The sequence below is a fragment of the Bacillus cereus group sp. MG4 genome (genome assembly GCF_040460055.1).
Taxonomy (GTDB): Bacteria; Bacillota; Bacilli; order Bacillales; family Bacillaceae_G; genus Bacillus_A; species Bacillus_A wiedmannii.
Genome location: NZ_JARVGZ010000001.1, coordinates 4,233,066 through 4,254,781 on the forward strand (window position 1 = coordinate 4,233,066; position 21,716 = coordinate 4,254,781).

Genomic DNA, 21,716 nt, shown 5'->3' on the forward strand with positions numbered 1-21,716 from the left:
TTGTCCCCTTTACAAATGTATTAATTAAATTGTATCAGAGATTATGGTGTGTCGGGTGAAGATTTTTTTGACCGATTTTTGAAATGCCATCGTAGTGAATGGAATAGAAATAAAATCGGGATATAAGCGTATACAATATATAAGCCAGCTTGAGATAGTATTGTATTTAATGTGTTTATACTTTCACGGTTTTTAAAAAATAAAGAAGCTATAAAAACGATGAAAATAAAAAACGGTAATGTAAATTTAAATGAAATATGAAATGAACGCTTCATCGTTTGACATGATGACCAAATAGTTAAACAAAGGTTCGGCAAAATAATTAAAAACCAAACAAAAATAATAATATATTCAAACCGTTGAATGAAAGGAACTTTAATTATTTTCAACATTGTTAAAGTAGGCCAAATAGTATGATTTAATTGTCCTTCACTATAATACATAAAAGATACAATAGCTAAAACTACATAAATTAAAGTGCTAAAAACAATTCCTGCATGAGCCCATCTTTTTAAAGATTTTCCTTTTTCAATAAGTGGATAGAAGATAAGAATTGTTTCAAAGCCAAGAAACTCTAATGCAGATTGTTTTGCAGATATAAGTATGTCAACAGGTGAATGTGTAAAAATAGGTAAAATATTACGAAAATGAGCATATTTCATTGGATAGATTAAAAAGAATACAACGAAAATAGGAAGTACAATACCCCAAAAGCATATCCCTGTCACAGAGCGGAAGCCGCCTTTTATAATGTAGTAAGTGACTAATAAAAACATAAGTGTAAGTTTCCATAATTTAATAGTAGGGAAAATCCAAACTTGTATTACTTCCATATATGTACGAAGAACAGTAAGGCAGAATAATAAGCAATAAAGAGTAAAAATTATGGAAAATATAGAACCAATCCATTTTCCAAAAGTTGTTGTGTGAATGCTAATTAAATCTCCATCTTTTTCTAACATTTTTAACATACAAAACAGCACAATATGAGTTGCAATTCCCGCAATAATGAGAGAAATCCAGGCATCATAACCAGCGTTTTTTAAAATTACACGTTGATATCCGAGAACTCCTATTCCGATTTGAAGAGAATGTAATAAGATAAATGCAAAGTATGGAGAGACTGTCTTTGCTTTACTCATTGTATTCATTGCTTATTTCACCTCACTATTCCCCGATTCCAGATTGTACAATATTAAGATCTAAATTTATATCCACTGCTACATTTTTATACATATTTCGAATTTGTTTTATATTCCATTTTCTCGTATGGCTTCTAATTTCATCTCGTATTCCTAAAGGATCAATTTCCTTTTCTTGAAATTGTTTTATTAAATCTTCGCAGTCTTTTTCAACATTTCGTTCAATTTGTTTTTTTATATAATTGATATTTGTTTTTTTTCTTAAATCAATCCAATCAGGAGAGTTTTTAATTAATCCATTTAATTTTAAATGGATTTTTACCTTTGGTATGTCGCCAGTTTGATCTATATCATATTTATTTTTCCCAGCTAAGTTTTGTATAACAACCATACCTTTATATTTATCCTTTGTTATCGCTGCCTCGTAACGTCCATTTTTCGTAGGATTAATAAGTAATTTTGCTAAAACAGAATGTCTTTTATCCGTATACATAACGACTTTATCGCCTTTTAAAAAAGCAAGTCCTTTGACAGCAACAGAATGATTATCGCCCATTCTAATATAGGGGACGTAGGCATCACATACAGAAGAGTAGTAATTATATAAAAAAATGTTTAATGAGGTTTGTGGAATGTTCTCATTTCTTATATTTTGCTCGAGTAAATCAGCAATATATAACGATCCATTTTTTTTTCCGTAATTTAAAAGTTCTTCAGCCGATCCATCTACAATTGCTAGTTGTACATCACGCCCGATATTTGGGTCACGTTGTAAGTTAGTAATAATTTCTCCCATTCCGCGTTCTCCTAGAGCCTTTCCAAATAGGACGACACGCATTTGACCTACAACAACATTGTGAGGAGATTTCGCATTTAGTCGTGAGGCGATCGTCTCAAGTGAACGGGCAGATGTTGATTGAGTTTCTGGTTTAGACTTTACACCATGTGTGTACTCTGGGAATAAGATAGTCCCTTGGAATCTTTTGTTTTTTGTGATGTCGAATCCAACAATATGAATAATACGCTGTGCATCCACTATATACGTTTGTGTACAGCCAGTTTGTAGAATGAAAAAGATAATAATAAGGTACAATAAAAGTTTTTTCATTCATTATCACCATCACGTTTCTGTTTTGCTTTATTCGGATTATAACGCCATTTTGATTTTGGTCTAAGGAAAGAAGGTCTTTGTGCCGTTTGACTAAATGGTAATCGAAGAAAACCTTCTGCTGTACCTAAACCACGAAATGGATATAAAGGTAATAAATAAGGTGATCCAAGTGATTTTAATTTAATTAAATGAGCTAAAATAAATACAAATCCGACAATAAGGCCTAATCCTCCGAATGCGCCAGCTAAAAGAATAAGCGGAAAGCGTAACAAACGGATAGTAGAAGACATCTTCACAGTCGGTGTTGTGAAAGATGCAAGGGCGGATAAAGCAACTGCAATTAATAGAATTGTACTCGTTAAAGCTGCTTCAACAGATGCTTGTCCAATTACAATCCCACCAACAATCCCAATTGTTTGTCCGACTTTTGTCGGTAAACGCGCTCCCGCTTCACGAAGCAATTCGATTGTAATTTCTAAAAAGAGTGCTTCTAGAATAGGAGGGAAAGGTACGTTAGCCCTCGAGAAAATAATAGGACCTAGTAAATCGGCAGGAATCATTTGATAATGATATGTTAAAGCCGCTGTATAAATAGCGGAGGAAAAAAGAGAAAATATAGCTCCGAAAAAACGAATAATACGAAAGAAAGATCCAATCATCCACGGTAAATAATAATCTTCTGGTGAAATGAAAAAATCCAGTAATGTTGTTGGTCCTGATAAAGCATATGGAGAGCCATCTGTTAAAATTAAAACTTCTCCGTTAATTAAAGCAAATACAGCTCGATCTAATCGTTCTGTAGGTAATAGAACAGGGAAAGGTGAATTGCTATTATCACTAATAAATTGCTCAATCATAGTTGCATCAAATGGGACATCAAAGTCAATGTCCTCTAGCCGTTGTATTGCAGTATTGATAAATTGTTCATTTGTAACTCCGTCTATATAAGCAACTGCTACTTTCGTTTTTGACATAGACCCCACGGTAACTTCTTTAAAAATGAGTTGCTCAGTTACAATGTTTCGGCGTAATAAGTGTATATTTGTATCAAGGTTTTCAACGAAACCGATTTTAGGTCCGATTACGCTATACTCATTTTCTGTATCGTTATATAATCGTGTTCCTAAAACAGTACTCTCGGCACGAATTAAAGCATATTGATCGGGACTCAAATTGTTTTTTAAGCGTATTAAAATATATCCACCTAATAATTTCTCACGAATATCATCAATAGAAGGGGAGGTAATAATATCTTCAATAGAGACGATATTACATAAATCAGAGATGTTTTGGATTTGTTCCGATTCCTTTTTTATAGGAGTTAAAATAAATTGTTTAATAATAAGTGCTTCCACGACAGATTTATAATAAAACAAGCATAACGTTTCATCTTCAAGTACGTTATAAGAGACAAAATCGCTAGATTCTTTCATGGTTTGTACAAATTCTGGAATAGAACAAAGTGTTTTTGTGTTAGTCTTTTTGGATTTCTTAGATGATAAACCGAACATTTTCCCACCCCCTAACATATATCATTTACTTGTGTTAGTTTTTGGGAAAGGCGGGAATTTATACTTGAAAATTGAAAGTTCATAAAGAAAAGGAAGAGTATTGAAAATCTCTTCCTTTTTGGCATGTTAATTTGTTTTCATTTCTTTAATAGACTTCACTAATTTAATCATTTCAGCTCGTATATCTTCTTTTTTTACATTTAATTTTTCTGCAATTTGTTTCATATCCATTCCGTCTTTTTTCATTTTTAGCACATCATCAAGGGGAGTATTACTTTTTTGAGAGATGATTGTTAATACCGTGAGCTGACGTAATCCGATATTATAATCTTTCATTTTTTGTTTTAGTCCGTCGGGTGTAGATTTTTGCATATTTGCTAATTCTTGCAGTAGTGCTTTTTTTGTTTCTTTATTCATATGATGCTTTTTCAACTTACTTGGATCTACACCGAAATGCTCGGCTGTTGTCTCCCAAGATTTATTTTGTTTATAGTAAGCTAAAACATCTTTCATTTCTTTTTTACTCATTTTTGCAATGTGGGCAGCTTTCCAAATTTCATGTTTGTTATAGCCGAGTTTTTCGAGCGACTGCATTTCTTCTTCTGAAATTGGTTTATGATGATGGAATGTTACTTCTTTTGGCGTGGCAGCGGAAGCAGGGAAGGTAGATATCCCGCATAATAATGCTGCCATAGTCATACTTACTGCGATTTTTTTGTACATGTAAATTCCTCCTAGATAGATAATGTGGAAAACTGTACACATATCATTTCCATAAAATGTGAAAAACTTGTGAACAAGCTAAGTTTTTTTATTCACAGTATAAAATGACGTTTTTGGAAGTTTTCCAACATAAAACATTGATTAATAGTAAAAAACTAGGGTATAATCGAAATTGAAAATCAATATCAATAATAAAAATAAACTTATACATATAGATAAAAATAAGGGAGAGAAAAATATGACTACATATACTTCCATCGCAAATGTGATTAAAGAAAGACGTTCTGTTCGTACATTTACAGATAAAGCAGTAGATAAAGAATTATTAATTGAATTATTAAACGACGCAACGTGGGCACCGAATCATAAACACCGTGAACCATGGAATTGTAAATTATACATTGGAGAAGGCCGTCAAAAATTAGTAGACGCAGTATTAAACTCTTTCATAGAAGAAGAAAGAGCGAAACGCGGTAAAATTTTATCAGATCGTTTCTTAAGCACGCCTGCACAAATTGTTGTTTATATTAATGAAGATCCACGTCAAATTCAACGCGACGAAGATTACGCTGCAACATGTGCATTTATGCAAAACTTCCAACTACTTGCTTGGGAGCGCGGATTAGGGTGTGTTTGGAAATCAGGCGGATTAAACTACAATCCATTATTTATAGAAGGACTCGGTTTAACAAGAGGCCAACGCATCGTTGGAATTCTTCACCTTGGCTATTTCGATAAAGCACCAGAAGGAAAAGCTCGTACACCGATTACGGAGAAGATGGAGATTATTGAAGGTTAATAGATGAGACATTCTCGTTTTTATGAGGATGTCTTTTTATTATGCAATCAATCCTCATGAAAGCTTGTTCTTCATCATACACTTTCTTAAGGGAAAGTGTAAGGAGGGAAAATAATGAGAGCAAGTGAAGATAAAGCGCTGCAATATGCGATTGCGGAAATTACGGAAATTGCGACTGGATTTGGGCTTGATTTTTATCCGATGCGTTATGAAGTATGTCCAGCGGAAATTATTTATACATTTGGTGCATATGGGATGCCGACGAGGTTTTCGCATTGGAGTTTTGGAAAGCAATTTTTCAGAATGAAATTACAATACGATTTAGGACTTAGTAAAATTTATGAACTCGTTATTAACTCTAATCCATGTTACGCCTTTTTATTAGATACGAATTCTTTAATTCAAAATAAATTAATCGTGGCGCACGTTTTAGCACACTGTGATTTCTTCAAAAATAATATTCGTTTCTCTAATACGAAACGCGATATGGTGGAGAGTATGGCAGCGACAGCAGATCGTGTGAAGGCATATGAACATAAGTATGGAAGAGAAGAGGTAGAAACGTTCTTGGATGCAGTACTTGCCATTCAAGAACATATTGATCCATCGCTTATGCGTCCGAAACTTGCTTGGAGTATTGGAGATTTAGAAGAGGATGTAGAAAAGAAAAAGATATCACAGTACGATGATTTATGGAATTTAGATGATCGAAACAAAAAGAGGGAACGACCTAATATGCATAAAAAGAAGAAAATCCCACCGCAGCCAGAAAAAGATTTACTCCTCTTTATTGAAGAATATAGCCGTGAGCTAGAAGAGTGGCAGCGCGACATATTAACGATGATGCGCGAGGAAATGTTATATTTCTGGCCACAGCTTGAAACGAAGATTATGAATGAAGGCTGGGCTTCCTTCTGGCATCAACGCATACTCCGTGAAATGGACTTAACATCTTCTGAAGCGATTGAATTCGCAAAGCTTAATGCAGGTGTAGTTCAACCATCAAAAACAAGCATTAACCCATACTACCTCGGTATTAAAATGTTCGAAGATATTGAAGAACGCTATAACAACCCGACAGAAGAAATGAAACGCCGTGGTGTAAAACCAGGGTCTGGTCGTGACAAAATCTTTGAAGTACGCGAAATTGAATGGGATGTATCGTTCTTAAGAAACTATTTAAATAAAGACCTCGTAATGCGAGAAGATATGTACTTATTCCAGCGCCAAGGAAAAGAGTATAAAGTAATAGATAAAGAGTGGGAACATGTGCGTGATCAACTCGTAAATATGCGTACAAATGGCGGCTTCCCGTACTTAGTAGTAGAAGACGGAGATTACTTAAAGAACGGAGAATTATACATTAAACATAGTTACGAAGGAATCGAGCTTGATTTAAAATACTTAGAAAAGGTATTACCATATCTTCATCAGCTGTGGGGAAGAACGGTGCATATGGAGTCAATTGTGGAGAGTAAGGGCGTTGTGTTTTCTTATGATGGGAAGATGGTACATCGGAAGTATGTGTGAAGGAAAGAACGGACATAGAATGCTATGTTCGTTCTTTTTTATTTGGAACAAGGTCAAATATGCTATTCTTGAAAAAGGGAGTTACATAGAGAAATGGAGAGGTTCAAATGAGCAAAGTAGGGGTATGTAAGGTGGATATTACGCCGCCTATAGGTATTGATTTTGTCGGATATCATAGAGAGACAGGAATAAATAATATTGAAGAGCGTATTTATGGGACGGTTTTTGTATTTGAAAAAGGTGAAATGAAAACTGTATTTATAAGCATTGATAATATTGGGATGTTAGTAGAAGATACGAATATGATTCGTGAGCGAGTAGCGAGTGAGCTTCATGTACCATTTGAGCGAATAACGGTTGTTTATACTCATACGCACTCCGGTCCAGAGACAGTCGGTGATGATCCGCTAGTGCAATCGTATAAAACGATTTTAGTAAATAATGTAGTGCATGGTGCTGTTACTGCGAATAAAAACTTGAAGCGATGTGAAGTTGGCTGGGGTGTTACGACAGGTGGTATTGGGGTAAACAGAAGAGAGAGAACATCTGATGGAAGAGCAAAGATGGGAATAAATATAGAGGGTGTTGTAGATAAACGGATTGGGATGTTGGCAATAAGAGATGCTGAAACGAAAGAGTTATCTGGGATTATAGTGTTTTGTACGGCGCATCCGAATGTTTTAAAAGGTGATAGTGATGTATTATCAGCAGATTATCCCGGGATGGCGCGAGAGATTCTTGAGAGAATAGTAAACTGCCCTATTATTATTGTGCAAGGTGCTGCTGGTAATGTAAATGCGAAGTATCGTGGTTCAAGGGAAGCATTAATACAAATGGCTTACATGCTTAGTGGACATGTATTAACGATGTTGCCAGCAGTTTCTTATAGCCCGATTGTAAAATTAAGAACTATTTCAAGTACGATGCAAATGAAGTTGAAGGATATCCCTGAAATTGATGAGATAAGAAGAATGGCTCGGTTCGCCGAGAAGCAGTGGGGCGTGAATACGGATGAATGGCTTACTATCGTTTTAGAGAAATATAAGCAAGGTATTCGGCAGTTACGTATTGATTTAGAAGTTCAACTGTTCCAAGTTAATGATGGTATGTTCTCTGGTATACCGATGGAACCTTTTTCAGAGACTGCGTTAGAAATGAAAGAGCGTCTTCAAAATGAACTAGCTTTCTTTGGTGGATATATGAATGGATATATTGGTTACTTACCGACAAGGGAAGAGTTTGAATATGGTGGATATGAAGTGGAATTAAGCCCTGTTGTGTATGGACCGGTTACGAATTTATTGATGCCACCGGGGGAGAATACTGCGGAGTTGGTTGTGAAGAGAGTTATGGAATTATATAACGCGTAAAAAATATATTTAGTAGAATAAAAATTTAAAGAAATTAATGATTTTTAATACAGCTATAGAAAAGCGAAGCCATTTTGAAGAAGATGAATTAAAATGGCTTCGTTTTTTGTTTACCAGACAGGTCGTATATTTGATGATAATTTCTCTGTATTTTCTTTAGTGACGAATGTCGTTAAATCTTCTTTAAGCATTTGCATTCTTGCTGCACCTATATTTTTAATCCATCGCTGCTCTATTTCAGCTACTATTTCTTCTTTTGCTTTCATTACGGCTAAACCACGTTCGGTTAAAATAATGATTTTACCCCTTTTATCAGTAGGGTGTATTTTACGTGTAACGTAGCCACTATTCTCAAGAGAATCCACCATTTTACTTACAGCTTGTTTGGAAATCCCTAAATATTCAGCTAGCTCTATACCAGTTGCTCCATTAGGAAGGATGCGTTTGAACATAAAACCATGTGCTGGTCTAATATCTTCAAATCCCAATTCACTTAATCTGTCATGTAGCTCAGTAATTAATGTACTAAAGGATAATGATAAAAGTGAAGTAAGATCTAACTCGTTAAATGTTTGATTCATGTATATAACCTCCGCACTTGTAGTCAATTAAGTTGACTATATATAATACTTATTGTACTATATGCAACATAGTCAATCAAATTGACTATGTTATGTTGGTAGAACAAAGAATGATTTATATAATATAGAATCAATGGAGGTTTCATATGGTCAATATCGTAAAAGTTAGAGGGAGTGTCTTTGCACCATATGCATCGCTGGAACCTATTAAGGATCCTGCAACAGGAAGATCGTTTGAATATGCTGGAGATGCACGTGTGCAGATGCTTGTATCGTCACAGTGAAGATTACAAATCCAGATGGATCAACTGAGTATCAAAGAGGAGAAACAAGTACAGAAAACATTGTATGTACTAATATCGTATGGGGCGAGGATGAAGTTTCATTTGAAATGAGAGCAAGTGCAAGTAATCCGTTAAATGCGGCAGCACCTGCAGCTGATTATTTGTTGGCTATATGAGTTAATAAAAATGGTACTGTGCATGTTGAAGGTGTACATGATGGTTTCCCTTGCTATGAATTTTATAAACAAGTAGATTTTGGTTCGTTTGAATTAATATATACACATGATTTTAGAGAAACAAATGATACTCCAGCAGCACTAGCTGGAGAGATGGAATATAGCTTTAAAATGACAGTTTAAACGTAAATATAGCACTATTTTTTAGAAGGAAGTAGAAAAGTAAAAGAGAAATCTATTGGTTTTAGGATTGAAATTATGGTTTGTTTTATTCAATAGTATTCAGTATCTAAAATAAAATTATAGAGGTGTTTTTTATGACTAATATCGTAAAAATTAGAGCCAGTGTCTTTATTCCAATTTCTTGGACAGAAGCTAAGAAGGATATGGAAACAGGAAAAATAATTCAATTCGAAGGTGATTCGCGTGAATTTACACCACATGCGGTAAATACGATGCGCTCTAGAGTTGAGCAAGAGGTAGTAGTTGATTTCTATAAAGAAGAAGTGTTTTCATATGCGAACACGGGTATTACGACCGAGAAGGTTACAAGTCCAGATGGTTCTGTGAGTAAAAGAACAGGGAAAGCAAGTACAGAAAATATTGTGTGTACTAATATCACATGGAATTCTGACGGTGTGCAATTCAAAATGAGTGCGAGTGCAAGTAATCCATTAAATGTATATGCACCTCCTGTGGATTATGTATTACATGTATGTGTGAAAAAGGACGGCAGTATTGATGTTCAAGGAGAGCATGATGGTTTCCCTTGTTTTGAATTTTATAAGCAAGTAGATTTCGGTTCATTTGAAAAAATATATACACATGATTTTAGAGAAACTGGTGATACAGCGGCAGCGCTAGGCGGGAACATGGATTATAGTTTTACAAAGAGATTATAGGAAGTATGGCAATGGAACGATGGGTTGCTTCATTTGTAAAGAACTTGGAGATGTCTAAGTTCTTTTTTATCCCGCTTTAACGGGCAGTAAGACCCCCACCTCAAAATTCAGCGGAAGCAAAGAAGTTAGGTGGGGGATCAACTGTCCGTAAAAGTCCGATTGGTTCAACTAATAATCAGTGGGAGATGAACAAAACCCCCACTGATTAAAGTTTCACTTTATTTGTTTCAAATTTGTGAAAGAAAGACATATTGATTGAAATTAAATTTTTTATACTCTATCATATACCCATGCGGGTATATGATTTGTGTATGTGATACATGAGGGAATTCAATAATAAATAATATGGAGGTTTGAAATATGTCTAGAAAAATAGTTGTAGTAGGCGGAGTTGCGGGCGGAGCATCAGTGGCTGCAAGGCTTCGTCGTTTAAGTGAAGAAGATGAAATTATTATGGTGGAGCGTGGTGAGTATATTTCATTTGCAAATTGTGGGTTACCATACTATATTGGCGGTGTCATTATAGATAGACAAAAATTATTAGTACAAACTGTTGAAAAGATGTCTAAGCGTTTTAATTTAGATATACGTGTATTGAGCGAAGTCGTACAGATTAATAAAGAAGAGAAAACAATTACTATAAAGAATGAAACGACAAATGAAACATATAACGAGGAATATGATGTGTTAATTCTTTCACCAGGGGCAAAACCAATTGTTCCATCTATTCCAGGTATTGAAGAAGCGAAGGCGCTGTTTACGTTACGAAATGTACCGGATACTGATCGTATTAAAGCGTATATTGATGAGAAGAAACCATGTCATGCGACGGTTATTGGTGGCGGGTTTATTGGAGTGGAAATGCTTGAAAACTTAAGAGAACGAGGAATTGATGTTACTCTTGTAGAGATGGCGAATCAAGTGATGCCGCCAATCGATTATGAAATGGCGGCATATGTGCATGAGCATATGAAAAATCATAATGTTGAGCTTGTTTTTGAAGATGGTGTAGATGCATTAGAAAAGAGCGGGACTGTTGTACGTTTAAAAAGTGGTTCAATCATAGAGACAGATATGATTATTTTAGCAATTGGTGTACAACCAGAGAGTAGTTTAGCGAAAGATGCAGGATTAGCGTTAGGAGTTAGAGGAACGATAAAAGTAAATGAAAAATTTCAAACATCGGATCCACATATATATGCAATTGGTGATGCGATTGAAGTGAAAGATTTTGTTACTGAAACAGAAACGATGATTCCTTTAGCGTGGCCGGCTAATCGTCAAGGTCGTATGTTAGCAGATATTATTCATGGTCATACAGATTCTTTATATAAAGGTACGATGGGAACTTCTATAGCTAAAGTTTTTGATTTAACAGTTGCTTCGACGGGAGTAAATGAGAAAATATTAAAACGATTAAATATACCCTATGAGGTAGTACATGTACAGGCAAATTCGCATGCGGGATACTATCCGAATGCTACGCCAGTGCTAATAAAATTAATTTTTAATAAAGATAGTGGAAAAATTTATGGAGCGCAGGCGTTAGGACGTGACGGTGTAAATAAGCGTATCGATGTTATCGCAACGGCAATAAAAGCAAATTTAACTGTAATTGATTTGCCAGATTTAGAATTATCATATGCTCCGCCCTATTCTTCTGCAAAAGACCCAGTAAACATGGTAGGGTATGCGGCAAGTAATATAGTAGATGGTTTTGTGTACACAGTACAATGGCATGAGATAGATCGTATTGTTGAAAATGGTGGATATCTTATTGATGTTCGAGAGCCTAATGAACTCAAACAAGGAATGATTAAAGGTTCTATTAATATCCCCTTAGATGAGTTACGTGATCGTTTGGATGAAGTACCGGTAGATAAAGAAATATATATTACTTGTCAACTTGGTATGAGAGGTTATGTTGCAGCGCGCATGTTAATGGAAAAAGGATATAAGGTAAAGAATGTAGATGGTGGCTTTAAATTGTATGGGACAGTATTACCAGAACGTGTTGTATATTGATATTTTTTCATCTTCCACTTCAAAATTCGGTGGAAGATGAAAGGCTAAACATTAATGTTTAACTGCTTGCATTGCAAACTCATAAGATAAATATTAAAAATAGAGGTTTACAAAATACCCTATAGGGTATAGTATATTGTCATAAGTTATAAATGGTGACATAATGTTAATGAGGTGATTATACAATGGAATATAATCAAGATATGAAAAATAGATTGAAACGTATTGAAGGGCAAGTTCGTGGTGTACTTCGTATGATGGAAGAAGGAAAAGATTGCCGAGAGGTTATTACACAGTTAACGGCATCTCGTTCCGCACTTGATCGTACAATTGGACTTGTTGTGGGAACAAATTTAGAGCAATGTTTGCGTGAGCAGTTTGAAAGCGGTAATGGTTCAAATGAAGAGTTAATTAAAGAAGCTGTTCAATTACTTGTAAAAAGCCGATAATCTGTCAAACATAAGTGTTGACAGATTTTCAAAAACATTTCAATATACCCCTACAGGTATATGTATATAAATTATGGAGGAATCGACTATGAGTATAAAAGTGGATATGAGTTTAGATTGTAAAGGTTTGGTCTGTCCGATGCCGATTGTGAAGACGAAGAAGGCGATGGAAGGTTTGACATCAGGGCAAGTGATTGAAGTTCAGGCAACAGATAAAGGGTCTACTGTAGATATACAAAGTTGGGCGAGTAAAGTAGGTCATCAGTACATCGGGACGAAACACGAAGGAGATCTATTGATGCATTACGTTAGAAAAGCACACGAGCATGAAGTGAATGAAGTAGTGAAATATCCTCATACGATTACGAATTCGGAATTGGAAGAGATATTATTAAGTGGTGAAGATTGTATTGTAGTAGATGTTCGTGAAGCGGCGGAATTCGCTTTTGGTCATATTCCCTCAGCCATTTCGGTGCCGTTAGGAGAATTAGACAGAGCAGCATTAGATCAGGCGAAGCAAATTTATGTTGTTTGCCGAACTGGTAACCGTAGTGATGTAGCTTGCCAAATGTTGAAAGATAAAGGGTATTCAAATGTGACAAATGTCATTCCAGGTATGTTAGAGTGGCAAGGGGATATAGAGAATTAAATTTTTTTAAACGAAAATATACCTCAGGGGGTAAGAAGATGAACGTTAAATCGTTACAAGCAAAAGATGTTGCAGAGAAAGTTTTATTCGGAGAGTTGTTTATTTTAGATGTTCGAAATGAGACGGATTATGAAGATTGGAAAATTGAAGGGAAACAAGTTTCTTCTATAAATAAACCGTATTTTGATTTGTTAGATGGTGTAGATCATATTGTAAGTGAATTACCTAAAGATAAAGATGTTTTAGTAGTGTGTGCAAAAGAAGGGTCTTCTATATTTGTGGCAGAGCAATTAACAGAGGCTGGATTAGAAAATATTTATTATTTAGCTGGTGGTATGAAGGCATGGAGTGAATATGTAAAGCCTATAAAAGTTGGAGATTTAAAAAATGGCGGGAGTATATATCAATTTAACCGCCTTGGAAAAGGCTGTTTATCTTATATGGTCGTTTCAAATGGTGAAGCAGCAGTTATTGATGCAGTAAGAACAGTTGAAGCATATGAAGAGTTTGCGAAAGAGCATGGCGTTACGATTACGAATGTAATGGATACACATTTACATGCAGACCACATTTCTGGCGGACGTAAGTTAGCTGAAAAAGTAGGTGGCACGTATTGGTTACCGCCAAAAGATGCAGAGGAAGTTGTTTTCTCATATAAACCGCTCGTTGAAGGATCCGTCATTACGGTGGGGGGTACTAAAATTGAAATTGATGCATTATACTCACCCGGGCATACGATTGGAAGTACATCATTTATTGTAGATGATTTCTATTTATTATCAGGCGATATTTTATTTGTAGATTCAATTGGGCGTCCAGATCTTGCTGGAAAGGCTGAAGATTGGGTAAGTGATTTACGTAATACTTTATATAGCCGATATAAAGAGCTATCTCAAAGTTTAATTGTGTTACCAGCTCATTATTCAAAAATAAGTGAAATGGATGAGAATGGTGTTGTGAGCGCAAAGTTAAAAGATTTATTTGCGTATAATGCAGGACTAAATATTGAGGATGAGGGAGAGTTTCGTAAAGTTGTAACGGAGAATTTACCACCTCAGCCGAATGCTTACGAAGAAATTCGTCAAACGAATATGGGGAAGATTCATCCGAGTGTAGATGAAGAGCGTGAAATGGAAATTGGTCCAAATCGTTGTGCAGTTCATGAATAATAAAATAAATAAAAAATGGAGGAATAGATGATGGATGTAAAACAAGTATTAGATGCGACAGGTTTAGCATGTCCGATGCCGATTGTAAGAACGAAGAAAGCGATGGATACTTTACAAACTGGGGAAGTGTTAGAGGTACATGTAACGGATAAAGGGTCAGTTAAGGATATTCCAGCGTGGGCAAATAAAGGTGGTCATGACATCGTAAAGCATGTAGAAGAAGCTGATGTGCTGAAGTTTTGGATTAAGAAGGCGTAGTAGTTTCATAAATGTAGAGAGGTTGGTTATATGAATACAATATTAAGTACGCTCTTCATTGTACTGGCTGCAGGATTTGTTATTTCACGTTTTTTACCGGTAAAAGGTGTTCAAAATATAAGTGGAAAAGAATTAAAGAGTATAGCGGGAAAAAAAGGGAAGCAATTTATCGATGTTCGTACAGTAGGTGAATATAGAGGAAATCATATGAAAGGGTTTCAGAATATCCCATTAAATGAGTTAGCTAGTAAAGCAAATTAATTAGATAAAAATAAGGAAGTAATCGTTATTTGTCAGAGCGGGATGAGGAGTAAGCAAGCAGCAAAGGTATTAAAGAAATTAGGGTTTCAGCACGTTATCAATGTTTCAGGTGGTATGAATGGTTTGTGAGGAGGGAATTAAAAATGAAAGTAATGACAGTAAAAGAATTAGAAGAAAAATTGTTACGTAAAGAAGCAGTAAATATCGTAGACGTACGTGAAGTAGAAGAAGTAGCCGAGGGGAAAATTCCAGAAGCAAGTAACATTCCACTAGGACTATTAGAGTTTCGAATGCATGAGTTGGATAAAAACAAAGAATATATTATCGTTTGTCGTTCTGGCGGAAGAAGTGCACGAGCAGTTCAGTTTTTAGAGAGCTACGGTTTTCAAGCAATCAATATGGTAGGTGGTATGTTAGCGTGGGAAGGTAAAATCGTATAGTACAGATATAAATGATTTGAGCCTTTTTACAAATGACAAAATACCCCTATAGGTAATCGGAGGGAGAACAACATGGAACAACAGAAGAAAACAACAATCGTTTTATTTAGCGGAGATTATGATAAAGCGATGGCTGCTTATATTATTGCAAATGGTGCAGCGGCGTATGATCAAGAGGTAACTATTTTTCATACTTTTTGGGGATTAAATGCTTTAAGGAAAGATGAGCATGTGAAGGTGAAGAAAAATTTCATAGAAAAAGTATTTGGAAAAATGATGCCGCGTGGTGCAGACAAGATGGGATTATCGAAAATGAATTTTGCGGGTATGGGACCAAAGATGATTAAAGGTATTATGAAAAAACATAATGCTATGCCTTTACCAGATTTAATCGATTTGGCGAAAGAACAGGGGATTAAACTTGTAGCTTGTCAAATGACAGTAGATTTATTAGGGTTAAAAGAGGAAGAGATTATGGAAGGGGTAGAGTTTGCAGGAGTAGGAGCTTATTTAGCAGATGCTTCGGATGGGAATGTAAACTTATTTATTTAATTCACCTTCTTTTTAGAAGGGAGGGGATGTAAGATGAGCTTAGTCGTATTACTTTTTATAATTGGATTTATAGGATCGTTTATATCAGGAATGGTTGGAATTGGCGGTGCGATTATTAATTATCCAATGATCCTATACATTCCGGTATTGATAGGATTTACTAATTATACGTCACATGAAGTAAGTGGTATTACAGCGGTTCAAGTATTCTTTGCAACTTTTGCAGGGGCATGGGCCTATCGGAAAAGTAATGATATGGATAAAACGCTAGTTGTGTATATGGGAGCTAGTATATTAATAGGAAGTTTCATAGGGAGTTTTGGTGCTAACGTATTAACGGAACATACGGTCAATGTTGTTTATGCAGCGCTAGCAACAATAGCTGCTATTATGATGTTCGTACCGAAACGAAATAATAGTGGTGAAGTGACATATAATAAATGGTTAGCAAGCTTGTTAGCGTTTATTGTAGGAGGCGCATCAGGCATTATAGGTGCTGGAGGTTCTTTCTTATTAGTTCCTATTATGCTAGTTATTTTAAAATTGCCGATACGTACAACAATAGCAACATCTATCGCTATTACGTTTATTTCCTCAATAGGGATTACGACTGGAAAAGTGATAACTGGGCAAGTAGTTGTAATTCCAGCTCTTATTATTGCGATTGCAAGTATCTTTGCTGCGCCGCTTGGAGCACGAGTTGGGAAGAGGATCAATCAAAAAGCATTGCAATATATGTTATCGATTTTGATTGTAGGCACTGCTGTTAAGATGTGGATTGATATGTTATCGAAATAAAAGGATGGCGCTGCTTGCAGCCCATCCTTTTATTTATGCCCAAATAACTTTCATTAAGTTTTTATATTCGTCATTTGCTAATTTATATAGCATTCTCGTATGTTCAAAGACAAGTGCTGGATTGAAATTTGGTTCTGAGAATGCAAGTGATGCTGAAATATCAATTGCATTTTGCTTGTTTAATGTGAATTTTGCAAATCGGTAAGATGTGTTTAATTCATTGATGACATGCAAAATATCATTTGTTGATGTTGCATCAGGTACGTGAGCAACATTGAAGCAGTATATATCCACAGTAGGATGTTCGTTTTGGAATGCAGCGATAAGTTGAATTTTTGCGCCGGCTTCGGTCTCTAATCCTACCGAAAAATGAACAGAACCGTCATTTTCATCTATATTTTCTTCCATGTATATATCGTTGGATTTTAAGTAGTCTTTAAAATCTGAGATGTTATGTTTTACTGCAGCTTTCATATGTATGAGCCCCCTGATAATTGGAATAGATTGCTACTATTTATTATAATTTAAAAATATTAAAAAAGATAGTTAGAAAGTTCTGATTTTTGATTCCGAAGAAATAAAAAGAAGCAGCACTCTACCTCCATAGAGAACTGCTTCTTTTTTATTCATTGTCGTTAGATGATGTTTCTGTATCTTCACTGCTATTTTTATTCTTATTTTTAGATTCATTGTTACTTGATTCACGTTCACTTGAATTTTCCGACTTAGATTCTTTTGTTTTCTCTGTGCTTGTTTTCTTTGAATCAGAGTCTGTTTTTGTATATGCAGGTAATCCAAGGTGAGTACGAAGTTCGTTTGTAACAGTTGCTAATTCTTTTTTATCTGGATTGTAGTAATATGTTCGGCCGCCACCAGCAGATTTGCTACATGTATCGTCACCTTTTTCCATATAGCAGTCTTCACCTTGAATTTGTAATTTCTCAATTTCCGAATCCGATCCGTACTTATAGAATGAAAGCATATCATCGAATGTTAAGTTCGTAACGAATTGGCCGTTAATATCATCAATGATGTTACCAACTTTTGTTACAGATCCAACGCTTGTTAGTTTCTTTAAAATAGCTTCAATAACGAGCTGTTGGCGTTGTCCACGCATTGCATCACTATCGATGTGGCGCGTTCTAGCAAGGGCAAGAGCTTCTTCACTATTTAGCTTTTGAACACCTTTCTTCAGGTGAATCGCATCAGCAGTATCATTACTATCTTGTTCAGTAAATTCAACTGGTACATCGACTTCAATACCACCTAAATCGTCGACAATTTTCATAAATGATTTGAAGTTAAACTTTACAAAGTAATCAACAGGAACATTCATTAATTTTTCAACTGCATCAATACTTGCTTGTGGTCCACCATCTTTTCCGTTTTTAGTAGAACCGTATGCATGAGCGTGTGTAATTTTATCTTTTTTCTTTTCCACTGGAATATAAGTATATGTATCTCGTGGAATGCTTAATAGTTTTACAGTTTTGCTATCTTTATTAAACGTTGCAAGTAATAGTGCATCCGTTCTTATAGCTTCACCATATTCTTTCCCGCGGACATCGCTTTCATCAACACCCATAACTAAGACAGAGACATTATTTGCGATAGGTTTTACAGCTTTATCACGTAAATCAGATTTATCACCGCGTGCTAAATCGTGTGCGGCATTTCGAACAGCAGAAGATGCTTTATTTACTAAAAACCAAGTATAACCGCCACCTATTATTAAAAAGAATAGAATAACGCTTATAATAATTTTTGTTTTTTTCTTACTTTTTTTCGGCTTACTGCGTGTATTTTCTTGTAGAGATGGGTTTTGCTCCATTTACTGTACTCCTTCATTTGGATTGAAATACGACACTCATATCCACTTATTATAATGAAATTTAGCGAAAAAAAACATTACAAATCATTTACATTTCGTAAAAATTCAATTTATTTATAAAAAGTTAGATTTTCTATATTTTATTTTTAAGATGTAGAATAAGTATAAGTTGTTTTAGTAGAAATGAAAATATGTATTGTGAGAAAGTAATAGAGAAGTAAGATTTGTTGAAATATAGCCAAGAAGGAATGAGTAGGTTTACTTATTTCTTCTATATAATAAAGAAGAAATTTATGGATAAAGGAGAGAGCATAATGAATCATATATCATTCCGAGCAATCGTGGTGAACGAAACAGAAAGCAAGCAGTTTGTAAGAAACGTTGTAGAGAGAGAAGTAAGTAGTTTACCTGAGGGGGACGTATTAATACAGGTTCATTATTCTTCATTAAATTATAAAGATGCGCTTTCAGCCACGGGTAATAAAGGGGTTACGAGGACATATCCTCATACGCCAGGAATTGATGCTGCAGGAGAAGTTGTGAGTAGTGAAGATGCAACCATTAAGGTAGGCGATCAAGTCATTGTAACGGGTTATGATTTAGGTATGAATACTTCTGGTGGTTTCGGAGAATATATTCGCGTGCCAGCATCTTGGATCATCCCTTTACCAGAGGGCATGTCATTAAAGGAAAGTATGATGTACGGGACAGCAGGTTTTACAGCTGCTTTATCAGTATATAAGCTTATTGGAGCAGGCATAACACCTAGTATGGGAGATGTTTTAGTAACGGGTGCCACAGGCGGCGTAGGGAGTGTAGCTGTTAGTATTTTAAGTAAGCTAGGATTTAACGTAGTAGGAGCGACAGGGAAAATGGAAGAGGAAGAGATGCTACTACGTCTAGGAGCGAAACAAGTGATTCATCGCACGGAGTTGAATGATGAATCAGGAAGACCAATGTTAAAAGGGATATACGCCGGGGTTATCGATACTGTAGGTGGACATATGCTAGAAACCGCTTTAAAAACGGTAAAGTATGGTGGTTGTGTAACGACATGCGGTAATGTGGCAGGGCAGGAATTACAAACAACGGTATATCCGTTCATTTTGCGAGGCATAAGTCTTTTAGGAATAGATTCTGTGCAATGCCCAGTGGATGTGAGAAGAGATGTGTGGACGCTCTTAGCAAGTGAATGGGAAAATAATGAGTTACTATCTTATACAGAAGAATGTACATTGGAAGAGTTAGATGAGAAGTTTACACTTATATTGCAAGGAAAGTTAAAAGGAAGAACTGTTGTAAATATGAAATGAAAAAAAGAGACGCTGACTTGAGCGTCTCTTTCCTATTATAATGATTGTTTTAAATTGATTTTACCTTGTTCACCTAAAACACCATCAGCGATATTTACAGCGTGATCACCGATACGCTCTAAGTTACTTACCATATCAACGTAGATGATACTTGCATCACCTGAACAGCTACGTTCGTTCAGACGTAATACGTGACGTTTACGAAGAACACGTTCCATTTGGTCGATTTTACGTTCTTTTGCAATAACCGTTTGAGCTAGTTCAGTGTCGAAGTTTGTTAAAGCATTGATTGCATCTTGTAATGTTGAAATTGTTAACTCAAGCATTTCATTTAATTCAGCTAGTGCTTCGTCTGATAGTGAAACACGGTTTGAAATTTGGAAATCTACAAGTTCTACAAGGTTTTCTACATGATCACCGACACGTTCAATATCCCCAACAACACCTGCTAAAACGGAATGTTTTTCAGAATCTGTAGGTGAAAGTGGTTTTTCTGATAGTAAAACTAAATACTCGGTAATTTTTTTATCTAAATTGTTAATAGCTCCTTCTAATTGAGTGGCCATGTCAGCATGTTTTTTATCTTGTGTGTTTAAAAATTGGTTTGCTTCTTTTAGTCCATCTAATGAAAACTCAGCCATACGGATAATTTCTTTTTGAGCTTCTGTTAAAGCAATGGCTGGAGATTGTTCAATAAAGATTGGATTTAAATGTTGCGGTTTGAAGTTAATAGATGAATCTTCACCACGAATGATTTTTGTTACAATCCAGGCTAATACTGCAATGAATGGGAACTGAATGATTGTATTCGTTACGTTAAACGTTCCGTGTGCAAATGCAATTGTCATTTCTGGATTTAAGTTTAAGGACGTTTGGAAATATTGAATTAAGCTTGTAAATGGTACTAATAAAATCGTAAAGATAATTGTACCGACGATATTAAAGATAACGTGAACTAATGCGGCACGTCTTGCGGCAATTGAAGTACCGATTGCAGCTAATACAGCTGTAATTGTCGTACCGATGTTATCACCGAACAATACAGGAAGCGAAGCTTTTAAATCGATTGCGCCTTGACCGAATAGTTCTTGTAAAATACCGATTGTTGCGCTTGAACTTTGTACAATTAAAGTGAAAACTGTACCGACCACAATACCTAAAATTGGATTGTCACTCATGCTAACCATTAATTCTTGGAATGATTCTAAAGAGCGAAGAGGTTTCATACCTGTGCTCATTAATTCTAAACCGAAGAATAACATACCAAAACCGAATATAACTTGTCCGAAAGAATGTACTTTTTTATTTTTAAAGAAGAATAATAAGATAGCTCCAACTGCCATAATTGGGAGAGCGTATTCTCCGATCTTAATTCCGATAATAAATGCAGTAACTGTCGTACCGATGTTCGCACCCATAATAACACCGATTGCTTGTCTTAATGTCATAAATCCGGCACTTACAAGTCCGACTGTTAAAGCTGTTGTTCCTGAACTTGATTGAATTAATACAGTAACTAGCATACCTGCTAGTACACCCATAAGTGGGTTTGTTGTAAAACGATCTAGAATATCGCGAAGACGATCTCCAGCTGCTTGTTGCAGTCCATCGCCCATGTATTTAATTCCGAATAAGAAAATACCTAATCCACCAATGAACTGGAAGATCATATCTTGAATATTGTATTCCACGCATTCCACTCCTTAAATTTCATGTACGATGTAATTATTAACTAAACCTCAAGGTACTGTAAACGGTTTACTAGTAAAATTTACACTAAATTTACAAAGGGATAAAAAGTTTACAAATCTTTAAAGAAACAGCTGGATTTAATTGGTTTTA

21 protein-coding genes and 2 pseudogenes are annotated in these 21,716 nt (G+C 35.4%); 15 read left to right on the top strand and 8 right to left on the bottom strand.

Going from position 1 to position 21,716, the window contains the following annotated elements:
* Positions 1 to 41: 41 nt before the first annotated feature.
* The 4 genes from QCI41_RS22190 to QCI41_RS22205 form a co-directional block, all read right to left on the bottom strand.
* Positions 42 to 1,151: a GerAB/ArcD/ProY family transporter gene (locus tag QCI41_RS22190; protein WP_353836677.1), complete on the bottom strand. Its 1,110-nt coding sequence runs from the start codon at positions 1,149 to 1,151 to the stop codon at positions 42 to 44.
* A 16-nt stretch (positions 1,152 to 1,167) separates the two neighbouring features.
* A complete protein-coding gene (locus QCI41_RS22195) occupies positions 1,168 to 2,250 on the bottom strand; it encodes a Ger(x)C family spore germination protein (RefSeq protein WP_353836676.1) in 1,083 nt (360 codons plus the stop codon).
* Positions 2,247 to 3,764 carry a spore germination protein gene (locus QCI41_RS22200; RefSeq protein ID WP_353836675.1) on the bottom strand — a complete coding sequence of 506 codons (1,518 nt, stop codon included), beginning with the start codon at positions 3,762 to 3,764 and terminating at the stop codon, positions 2,247 to 2,249. The genes QCI41_RS22195 and QCI41_RS22200 overlap by 4 nt, the downstream gene beginning before the upstream one ends.
* A 126-nt stretch (positions 3,765 to 3,890) precedes the next feature.
* On the bottom strand, positions 3,891 to 4,487 hold the full coding sequence (locus QCI41_RS22205) for a hypothetical protein (protein WP_353836674.1): 597 nt from the start codon (positions 4,485 to 4,487) through the stop codon (positions 3,891 to 3,893).
* A 238-nt stretch (positions 4,488 to 4,725) separates the two neighbouring features.
* Here QCI41_RS22205 and QCI41_RS22210 point away from each other — a divergent pair, with 238 nt between their 5' ends.
* The 3 genes from QCI41_RS22210 (at position 4,726) to QCI41_RS22220 (ending at position 8,186) form a co-directional block, all read left to right on the top strand.
* Complete coding sequence (locus QCI41_RS22210) at positions 4,726 to 5,286, top strand: nitroreductase family protein (protein WP_353836673.1); 561 nt, start codon at positions 4,726 to 4,728, stop codon at positions 5,284 to 5,286.
* A 114-nt stretch (positions 5,287 to 5,400) separates the two neighbouring features.
* Positions 5,401 to 6,816 carry a stage V sporulation protein SpoVR gene (spoVR, locus tag QCI41_RS22215; RefSeq protein ID WP_001202728.1) on the top strand — a complete coding sequence of 472 codons (1,416 nt, stop codon included), beginning with the start codon at positions 5,401 to 5,403 and terminating at the stop codon, positions 6,814 to 6,816.
* A 107-nt stretch (positions 6,817 to 6,923) separates the two neighbouring features.
* Positions 6,924 to 8,186, top strand: coding sequence for a neutral/alkaline non-lysosomal ceramidase N-terminal domain-containing protein (locus QCI41_RS22220; protein WP_353836672.1), 1,263 nt, complete (start codon positions 6,924 to 6,926; stop codon positions 8,184 to 8,186).
* A 110-nt stretch (positions 8,187 to 8,296) separates the two neighbouring features.
* Here the strand turns inward: QCI41_RS22220 and QCI41_RS22225 are convergent, their stop codons facing one another.
* The gene (locus QCI41_RS22225; protein ID WP_353836671.1) at positions 8,297 to 8,767 is read right to left on the bottom strand and encodes a MarR family winged helix-turn-helix transcriptional regulator; all 471 of its coding nucleotides are present in this window, start codon (positions 8,765 to 8,767) and stop codon (positions 8,297 to 8,299) included.
* 146 nt (positions 8,768 to 8,913) lie between these two features.
* Here QCI41_RS22225 and QCI41_RS22230 point away from each other — a divergent pair.
* The 11 genes and pseudogenes from QCI41_RS22230 to QCI41_RS22280 all read left to right on the top strand — a co-directional run bounded on the left by QCI41_RS22230 (position 8,914) and on the right by QCI41_RS22280 (position 16,730).
* Positions 8,914 to 9,410 (top strand): annotated as a pseudogene (locus QCI41_RS22230) (DUF3238 domain-containing protein).
* Between the two features lie 134 nt (positions 9,411 to 9,544).
* Positions 9,545 to 10,129 (top strand): DUF3238 domain-containing protein, encoded by a 585-nt coding sequence (locus QCI41_RS22235; RefSeq protein ID WP_087985809.1) that lies wholly within the window; start codon positions 9,545 to 9,547, stop codon positions 10,127 to 10,129.
* 360 nt (positions 10,130 to 10,489) lie between these two features.
* Positions 10,490 to 12,154 (top strand): CoA-disulfide reductase, encoded by a 1,665-nt coding sequence (gene cdr / locus QCI41_RS22240; RefSeq protein WP_353836670.1) that lies wholly within the window; start codon positions 10,490 to 10,492, stop codon positions 12,152 to 12,154.
* Positions 12,155 to 12,339: 185 nt separating this feature from the next.
* The gene (locus tag QCI41_RS22245; protein ID WP_000456206.1) at positions 12,340 to 12,603 is read left to right on the top strand and encodes a metal-sensitive transcriptional regulator; all 264 of its coding nucleotides are present in this window, start codon (positions 12,340 to 12,342) and stop codon (positions 12,601 to 12,603) included.
* A gap of 73 nt (positions 12,604 to 12,676) precedes the next feature.
* A complete protein-coding gene (locus tag QCI41_RS22250) occupies positions 12,677 to 13,252 on the top strand; it encodes a sulfurtransferase TusA family protein (protein WP_353836669.1) in 576 nt (191 codons plus the stop codon).
* A 38-nt stretch (positions 13,253 to 13,290) separates the two neighbouring features.
* Positions 13,291 to 14,421: an MBL fold metallo-hydrolase gene (locus tag QCI41_RS22255; RefSeq protein ID WP_353836668.1), complete on the top strand. Its 1,131-nt coding sequence runs from the start codon at positions 13,291 to 13,293 to the stop codon at positions 14,419 to 14,421.
* 27 nt (positions 14,422 to 14,448) lie between these two features.
* The gene (locus tag QCI41_RS22260; protein WP_046960279.1) at positions 14,449 to 14,679 is read left to right on the top strand and encodes a sulfurtransferase TusA family protein; all 231 of its coding nucleotides are present in this window, start codon (positions 14,449 to 14,451) and stop codon (positions 14,677 to 14,679) included.
* A gap of 30 nt (positions 14,680 to 14,709) precedes the next feature.
* Positions 14,710 to 15,069: pseudogene (locus QCI41_RS22265) on the top strand (rhodanese-like domain-containing protein).
* A 14-nt stretch (positions 15,070 to 15,083) separates the two neighbouring features.
* Entirely contained in the window at positions 15,084 to 15,380 is a 297-nt protein-coding gene (locus QCI41_RS22270) for a rhodanese-like domain-containing protein (RefSeq protein WP_353836667.1), read from the top strand.
* A gap of 72 nt (positions 15,381 to 15,452) precedes the next feature.
* A complete protein-coding gene (locus QCI41_RS22275) occupies positions 15,453 to 15,932 on the top strand; it encodes a DsrE/DsrF/DrsH-like family protein (protein WP_353836666.1) in 480 nt (159 codons plus the stop codon).
* A gap of 33 nt (positions 15,933 to 15,965) precedes the next feature.
* Complete coding sequence (locus QCI41_RS22280; RefSeq protein WP_353836665.1) at positions 15,966 to 16,730, top strand: sulfite exporter TauE/SafE family protein; 765 nt, start codon at positions 15,966 to 15,968, stop codon at positions 16,728 to 16,730.
* A gap of 33 nt (positions 16,731 to 16,763) precedes the next feature.
* On the opposite strand, the gene QCI41_RS22285 is transcribed toward QCI41_RS22280, so the two are convergent.
* A complete protein-coding gene (locus tag QCI41_RS22285) occupies positions 16,764 to 17,204 on the bottom strand; it encodes a hypothetical protein (RefSeq protein ID WP_000642361.1) in 441 nt (146 codons plus the stop codon).
* A gap of 148 nt (positions 17,205 to 17,352) precedes the next feature.
* Positions 17,353 to 18,561 carry an LCP family protein gene (locus QCI41_RS22290; RefSeq protein ID WP_353836664.1) on the bottom strand — a complete coding sequence of 403 codons (1,209 nt, stop codon included), beginning with the start codon at positions 18,559 to 18,561 and terminating at the stop codon, positions 17,353 to 17,355.
* A 314-nt stretch (positions 18,562 to 18,875) separates the two neighbouring features.
* Here QCI41_RS22290 and QCI41_RS22295 point away from each other — a divergent pair, with 314 nt between their 5' ends.
* Positions 18,876 to 19,874: a YhdH/YhfP family quinone oxidoreductase gene (locus tag QCI41_RS22295; RefSeq protein WP_353836663.1), complete on the top strand. Its 999-nt coding sequence runs from the start codon at positions 18,876 to 18,878 to the stop codon at positions 19,872 to 19,874.
* A gap of 35 nt (positions 19,875 to 19,909) precedes the next feature.
* Here the strand turns inward: QCI41_RS22295 and QCI41_RS22300 are convergent, their stop codons facing one another.
* Positions 19,910 to 21,565, bottom strand: a complete 1,656-nt coding sequence (locus QCI41_RS22300) for a Na/Pi cotransporter family protein (RefSeq protein WP_353836662.1) — start codon at positions 21,563 to 21,565, stop codon at positions 19,910 to 19,912.
* Positions 21,566 to 21,716 lie beyond the last annotated feature (151 nt).